This window comes from Nonomuraea sp. NPDC003754, from assembly GCF_053605785.1.
Genome location: NZ_JBSGJX010000065.1, coordinates 24,724 through 31,593 on the forward strand (window position 1 = coordinate 24,724; position 6,870 = coordinate 31,593).

Here is a 6,870-nt window from a genome sequence, read left to right on the forward strand (position 1 = left end):
TGTGCGATCACCAGTTCCGGAGTTCCTGGATCCACCGCACCGTCAGACCGAGCCCGGTGGTCTCCGTGTCCACCGACCCGATCCCGAAGAAGGATCGCCTGGAGTGGTGGGCGCACATGGCCGCGCACGAGATCGCGCCCACGTCGCTGTCCAGCGAGCACGCCGACGACTTCTACGGCCGGGTGCACTCCATCGACCTGTCGCGCGTGCGCGTGGGCGAGTTCACGATGTCGCCGCTGGCGGGCCGGCGCACCCCCACCCACATCAGGCAGTATGACCCCGAGGGCTACCAGCTCTTCCTCGTCCACGACAACCCGGTACGGCTGCGGCAGCAGCGCAACGACTCCTTGTTACAGGCCGGCGACATGTCGCTGTTCGACACCTCCTCCCCCTACACCACCGAATTCCTCGACGTCGGCGGGCTGACCCGGTTGACGATCCTGTTCCTGCCGCGCGACGCGCTGCCCCTGCCACGGAGCCAGGTGGAACGCCTGCTGGCCGCCAGGCTCCCCGCCCGGACCGGCTCGGGAGCGCTGCTGGCCCACTATCTCACCGGTCTGCGCGAGCACGCCGGCGACTGCCACCCCGCTGACCTGCCGAGGCTCGGCAGCATCGGCCTGGACCTGGCCGCCGCGTTCGTCGCCGGTCGCCTCGACGCCGACCACCGGCTGCCGGCCGAGAGCCGCCACCGGACTCTGGTCACGCACATCGACGCCTTCATCAACCACCATCTCGGTGACCCCGAGCTGGGGCCGTCGAGCGTCGCCGCGCACCACCACATCTCCGTGCGCACCCTGCACGCGCTGTTCGAGCAACAACCGGAGACCGTCAGCGCCACGATTCGGCGGCGCCGGCTCGAACGCTGCCACAGCGACCTGGCCGACCCCCGGCTGGCGGAGCATCCGATCGGTGAGATCGGCATCCGCTGGGGCTTCAGGAACGGTGCGGAGTTCAGCCGCGCCTTCCGCGCCGCCTACGGCATCAGCCCGAGGGAGCACCGGCGCCAGGCGCTCAACGGACACCAGGACCGGGACTGACCCGCGGTCAACGGCCGGCGAGGTCGCGGTAGGTGTCCCTGACGACCTGCAGGCGGTCGCGGCGGAAACGAGGGGGCTCGGCGGCACGCACCTCCCGTCCGCGTGCGGTCCAGAACGCCTCCGCGGGGACGTCGTCCCGCCCCTCGGGGATGAACTTGAGCACTTCCTCCACGGCCGCGCGCGCCATGGACAACGTCCGGCGAGCGTTCTCCGGGTCGTCGGGGACGTTGCCGGCCGTGAGGTCGGCGAGCCACATCCACTCCCCGGCATCGAGCAACTCCGACGGTTCCGTCCCGCCGAAAGCCGGCCAGCCGACCGGCATGGTCTCGCGCCGCGGCAGCGAGAACAGGTGCTCCCGCTCCGCGCCGCAACCTTCGCAGACGCCCGAGTAGCACGTGGCCAGCGAACCTTCGACGCTGACCACGCCGCTGTCCCACTCGGTCTCCACAGAGCCGCACTCGCACGGGTTCAGGTCGAGGTATACGAGTGCCTCGTCGCGGGTGCGGGCAACCGGCCGATCCGTCACACCCGCAACCTACAGGGGTGCGAGGGAACCTACTAGGGTGTCGCCATGCAGGCACCGAGCGCGTTCGAGAAGCGACTCCAGGAGGCGCACGGCCGGCAGGACCTGACCACCTGTCTCACGCTGTTGCGGTACGCGGACTTCGCCTGCCCGGTCACCGACGCCGCCGCCAGGGGTGACGAGCGGATCGCCTGGCCGACGTTCCTCGGGGCGGATCGGGTGTGGGTGGTGGTGTACACCTCGGCGGAGGCGATGCGGGAGGCCACCGGCGACGCCGTCCGGCATTTCCGGGTGTTGTCGCTGGTCGAGCTGGCGGCCGGCTGGCCCGATCCCCGCTGGGGCCTGGCGGTCAACCCGGGGCTGGAGCCGTCGTTCCTGCTCGAACCCGGCACGGTCGCGAGGCTGGCGGTGCCCACGCTGGAGCAGGACCTGGCCGCGGAGCCGGACAGCGGCACCCCGATCGTGCAGAAGCTGCTCGAGGTGGCGCAGCTTCAGGAGCTGCTGGCCGGCGAGCGGCCGCGGATCTCCGGCTACTGCCATCACGCCCTGGACGTCGCGCACATCGCGACCCCCTCCGTGCTCGCCGACGCGCTGCTTCAGGAGGACGCGCTCACCGCGGAGGGCGCGGTCAACCTGTTGCGCTGGCCGGCGATCGGGCTGGAGCTCTACCGCACGCCGTACGGCGGCACCGACGAGGTGGGCCGCCTGGCGATGGCCGGCTGGGTGATCGAGGAGCCGCCGTTCGCCGGCATGGGCCTGGTGCCGAACGCGACCGAGACCATCAGGGAGTACAAGATCGACGGCATCGGCCTGCCGCACGGCGCCGAGATCGTGGAGCTGGCGGCCGACGGGAAGGAACGTACGCAGGCCAGGTACGACGCCGACCACGGCCGCTGGCTCATGGTGGCGGACGCGTGAGCCGCGAGCCGTACCGCGCCCGCTGGGCCGGGACCGACTACGAGGCGTCGGCGGACCTCGTCGACGGCCGGCTTTACCTGCGCCTGTACGGCTCGGCGCCCGCCGACGGCTTCGAGAAGGTGGCGCCCGGCCGGTTCGTGCGCGCGGTTCCCGCCGCGGACTGCTCGGCGGTCTGGCACGTGACGACCGTCTGCGAGTGGCACGGCGCCCCGTTCCTGGTGCACACGGCACGGGAGGCCGAGCTGCTCATCGAGTACACCGGCGGGGACGCCCTGCACGCCGCGGGGCTCGGCCTGGAACGGATCGAGCGCGGCGTGTACCGCATCTGGGTGAAGCGAGAGGAGGTGTCGGCGCTCGGCGAGAAGCTTGTAAAGATCGTCAGCAGTTGATGAACAACATGGCTCATGTTCTCTTTCACGCCCGATGATGTTGTTGTTATATTCGCCCCAGTTAGGGGGTGGGGCCTTGATCGAGGACGCTGACGTAGTCGGGCTCCAGGCCTACGCCGACGAATTACGCGCAACCTTCATGCGCATGCAGCGCGAGGCGACCGATCTCAACGCCCGGGCGCAGGCGATCCGGGTCACCGAGAAGTCCGCCGACGGGCTCGTCTCGGCCACTGTGAGCGTCCGTGGCGAGCTGATCAGGCTGGACCTCGACCCCCGGGTGTTCCGCCGCCCCGACGCCAGAGGGCTGGCGGACGCGATCACCGACACCGTGCGGCGGGCCGCCGCCAAGGCCATGGACGAGCTGCTCGAGGTCTTCCAGCCGGTGGTGCCGCCCGAGCAGTTACGCGCTCATCTGGAGGGCGATCTGGAGGCCGTGCTCGATCAGCTCTCCGGCCCGATGCCCGGGGAGAGACGCCGTCGATGACCGCCGACGACCGGGCGGACGTGCACATCCGCGAACCGATCAGCAACAGCCTGAACCAGTGGGACGCCATGGCGAACAACCTGAGCGCCGCCTGGCCGGCCATCGCGGCGCGGATCCGGGCGCTGAACGCCGCCCGCCCTCAGGGCGACGGGCCGGACGGCCAGTCCTTCAGTTCGCGATACCTGGCCGGTGGCGGCCCCGAGCGATTCCTGCGGGACACCGACGATCTCATCAAGGAGATCTCCGGTTCCGGGCCCCTGCTGCGCGCGACGGTGTCCAACACGCTCACCACTGAGCAGGCGATCGACCTGGGCCTGTCGACGACCTACCGCCAGGCATGATGGCGGGCAAGGGCGATGTCAACAACGACGCCCGGAAGCCGGCAGGCGGCACCGGCGCGTTCGACGGCGGGATCGCCACCAAGGACGTGGAGCCGGTCTGGCGGACCGAGGCGTTGCCCGGCTGGGTGGTCCACCACCTGATCCCGCTGCTCACGGCGGGCCAGAGCTGGCCCGAGGGAAGCGAGAGCAAGCTCTGGGAGCTGCGCGTCGAGTACGTCAAGCTGATGAACCTGCTCATCAGCACGCTCGACCCGACCTCCACCACGGTGCAGACCCTGAACGGCAGCCTCCAGTCACCCGCCAAGCCGGCCATCTTCAAACGGCTGGCCAAGCTCTACGACGACAAGGCCGGCGTGGTCGCCAAGGCGCAGGAGTCCTTCTCCTACGCGAAAATGGTCGACAACTTCGCCCGCGAGACCCAGTACACCAAGCTCTCGATCAACATCGCGTTCTGGATCGCGGTGATCGCCGCGTTCATCGCCCTGATCGCCGCGGGTTTCTTCCCGCTCGCGAGCATGCTGCTGCGCAGCGTCGGGACGGCGGGGGCGAGCAGGATCGCCCTGATCATGGAGCGCCTGGCGCTGGTGGCGTCGAGGTCGGGCACGGTCGCCGCGAGCGGCCAGGTCACCAAGCTCGCCGGAGCCGGTGCGGGCAGCAGGTTCTTCAACGCGGCGCTGGCCGCCGAACTGTTCGAGGAGATCACCGAAGAGCTCTCCATCGACGTCCTCTCCCAGTACCAGCAGATCAAGATGGGCACCCGCGACTCGTGGGACTGGAAGAAGATCAAGGCGGCGGCGATCGGCGCGGGCGCCGGCGCGATCGCGGGCACCAAACTCGGCGGTCCGATGTCGCGCTTCGCCAACGACCTGCCCGGCATCTCGCGGCTGAACAGGATGGCGGGCGACAACCGCGGCGTCGGCAACGCCTTCCTGCGTTTCCCCGGACGTGCGCTGAACACCGGCCTGAACAACATGGTCGCCTCACCGGCCGGCAGCGTCGTCGCCAACTACGCCGTGTACGACCAGTTCGCGCTGCCCGGCGCGGAAGGCTTCTACGGCGGCTTCCTCGGCGGCGCGGGCCGTACGAACACCTTCGGCCCGACCAGCCATAACGTCGTGAGCGCCATCGTCTCCCCGATCTCCACGCTGAGCGGCGTGATCAACGAAGCGATGGCGGCCCAGCAGAACCCGCCCGGTACGGCAGGCCCCACCGCGGGGGACTTCACCTCGCCGGCCGGGCCCCGTCCCGGCTCGTCCGACGGCACAGCCGTGCCGGTGGTGACAGCGCAGCAGCCAGGCGGCGACCTGTCCGGCGCGCCCAGACGTGACCGCGGCGCTCCGGTCGCCGAACCGGCCGGGCCGCAGCCCGCGCAGAAGGGGACGCGGTCCGTACCGGCGCCCGACGTCGCCGGCCAGGACGCGCACCAGACGAACAGGTCGCAGCACGGCAACGACGCGAAGACGCGACAGGACACCGCCGCCGCGCAGAACCCGAACGTCCAGGACCAGTCCCAGGACCAGCCCGAGGACAACCAGGACCAGCCACGGGACCAGGACTCGCGACCGGCGTCCCGGCCTGCCGCGCAGGACGCTGCCCCCGCCCCCGACCAGCGGCCCGCGCCCACGACGGAGCAGGCCCCGGCCGAACCGTCGGCCGCGCCCGACGGCCCGCGGGACTCCACCGTCACCCCGGATCCGACCGGCACCGCGGATCCGGCGAACACCCCGGATCCGACCAGCACCCCGGAGCCGGCGAACACCCCGGAACCGACCAACACCCCGGAACCGACCGGCACTCCGGATCCGGTGAGCGCCCCGGAGCCGGCGAGCGCCCCCGACGCGGCCGGCGCGCCGGAGGTGGCGAGTGCTCCGGAGACGGCCGCCGCTCCGGACCCGACCGGCGCCCCGGAGGGCGCCCCTCGAACGCCCGACCCCAGGGGCAGCCCGCAAGACAGCGGCAGCCCGCAAGACGTCGGCACGCCCGGCACCGTCACCACGACGGAGACGGTGACCGTCTCCGGCACGACACCGCAGGCCGACACGCGGCCCGCCGCCGCCCCCGCGCCGGCCCAGCAGGCCGCGGACCCCGCACCGGGCCTGGTCACCCGGCTGATCAGGACCGCGCGCCGGACCAGGGACGCCCACGCGCTCGTGAGCGGCCGTCCCATCAGGAACACCAGATTCGTCGCCGATGGCCGCGAGAGCGGCGTTCCCCGGCTCACGGTGGCGGAGGCTAGGGCGGCGTTCGAGGCCGAGGTGCTCGCCGCCGACCTCGGCGAAACGGTCACCGGCCTGCGCTGGACCGCGCCCGACACGCTGGTGGTCGAGCTCAGCGGCCTCCCCGACCAGACGTTCACCTTCGAGGTGGGCCGCGTCTCACGCGGACGGCTCGGCCGTACCGTGGTGAACCCGGGCAATGTCAACGAGGTGCGGCTGGCTCCGGGCGTGGCGCCCGACCAGGTGGCCAGGCTGGTACTGCACGAGATCGTCGACACCCTGCACGCCAGGAACCACCCTCGCCAGAACCTGCTCCGCCGCCTGGTCACCCGGCCGGAGGGCCGCGACGAGTGCCTGACGGCGCGGCAGCGCGAGGAGGCGTTCCTGACCCGCCGGATCGGCGCGGTGAGCGAGGACCAGCGGGCCGACCTCGTGGCGGAGCGGAACGCCGTACGCCGGATCCTGGAGGCGCACGGCCTGAGGACGGCGCCTTCCGAGCCGGCCCCGGCCGCCCCGCCGTCGGTGGCCGACCTGGTCGGCCGGTTACGCGAGCACGACCACGCCGTCGACCCGCTCGTACGGGATCTCGACCAGGCGCTGGCGCAGCAGATCGACCGGCTCCTGGTCGTCGAGATGAACCTCCGCCTCCAGGCGATGACGATGGCCGGCGGCATGAGCACCGACCCGTTGCTGGAGGCGGTCTCCCAGGCGAGAGCCGCCTACGAGAGCGCCCAGGCGCTCGTGCACACCGCGAGCACCCCTAACACGCGCGTCACCGAGTTCGCCAGGGCGCTGTATGCGGCCAACCAGCTCCACCAGCGGTACGAGGAGCAGGCCGGCCAGGTCAGCGCGGTTCCCGCGCTCACCGACGCGGCGCCGGAGCCGGACCTGCTCCGCCGGCAGATCGCCGCGCTGCGCGCCGCCGCCGCGGAGCTCACCGGCCCGGCGTCGCGGTCGCCGGG

The 6,870-nt window shown here is 71.8% G+C and carries 7 protein-coding genes; 6 read left to right on the forward strand and 1 reads right to left on the reverse strand.

The window, feature by feature from the left end; all coding sequences use genetic code 11:
- The first annotated feature begins 65 nt into the window (after positions 1–65).
- Positions 66–1,037 carry an AraC-like ligand-binding domain-containing protein gene (locus tag ACWEVS_RS43100; protein ID WP_452556709.1) on the forward strand — a complete coding sequence of 324 codons (972 nt, stop codon included), beginning with the start codon at positions 66–68 and terminating at the stop codon, positions 1,035–1,037.
- Positions 1,038–1,044: 7 nt separating this feature from the next.
- Here the strand turns inward: ACWEVS_RS43100 and ACWEVS_RS43105 are convergent, their stop codons facing one another.
- Entirely contained in the window at positions 1,045–1,563 is a 519-nt protein-coding gene (locus ACWEVS_RS43105) for a hypothetical protein (RefSeq protein WP_452556711.1), read from the reverse strand.
- Positions 1,564–1,608: 45 nt separating this feature from the next.
- On the opposite strand from ACWEVS_RS43105, the gene ACWEVS_RS43110 reads away from it, so the two are divergent.
- From ACWEVS_RS43110 to ACWEVS_RS43130, 5 genes are all read left to right on the forward strand, one after another.
- Positions 1,609–2,478: an SseB family protein gene (locus ACWEVS_RS43110; protein ID WP_452415996.1), complete on the forward strand. Its 870-nt coding sequence runs from the start codon at positions 1,609–1,611 to the stop codon at positions 2,476–2,478.
- Positions 2,475–2,867, forward strand: coding sequence for a hypothetical protein (locus ACWEVS_RS43115; RefSeq protein WP_452415998.1), 393 nt, complete (start codon positions 2,475–2,477; stop codon positions 2,865–2,867). The genes ACWEVS_RS43110 and ACWEVS_RS43115 overlap by 4 nt, the downstream gene beginning before the upstream one ends.
- Positions 2,868–2,943: 76 nt before the next feature.
- Positions 2,944–3,351, forward strand: coding sequence for a YbaB/EbfC family nucleoid-associated protein (locus ACWEVS_RS43120; protein WP_354908707.1), 408 nt, complete (start codon positions 2,944–2,946; stop codon positions 3,349–3,351).
- Positions 3,348–3,692 carry a hypothetical protein gene (locus tag ACWEVS_RS43125; protein WP_449923266.1) on the forward strand — a complete coding sequence of 115 codons (345 nt, stop codon included), beginning with the start codon at positions 3,348–3,350 and terminating at the stop codon, positions 3,690–3,692. Before ACWEVS_RS43120 ends, ACWEVS_RS43125 begins: the two co-directional genes overlap by 4 nt.
- Positions 3,689–6,870 (forward strand): WXG100-like domain-containing protein (locus tag ACWEVS_RS43130; protein WP_452556713.1); only part of this gene is annotated, 3,182 nt, incomplete at its 3' end. The genes ACWEVS_RS43125 and ACWEVS_RS43130, both read left to right, overlap by 4 nt.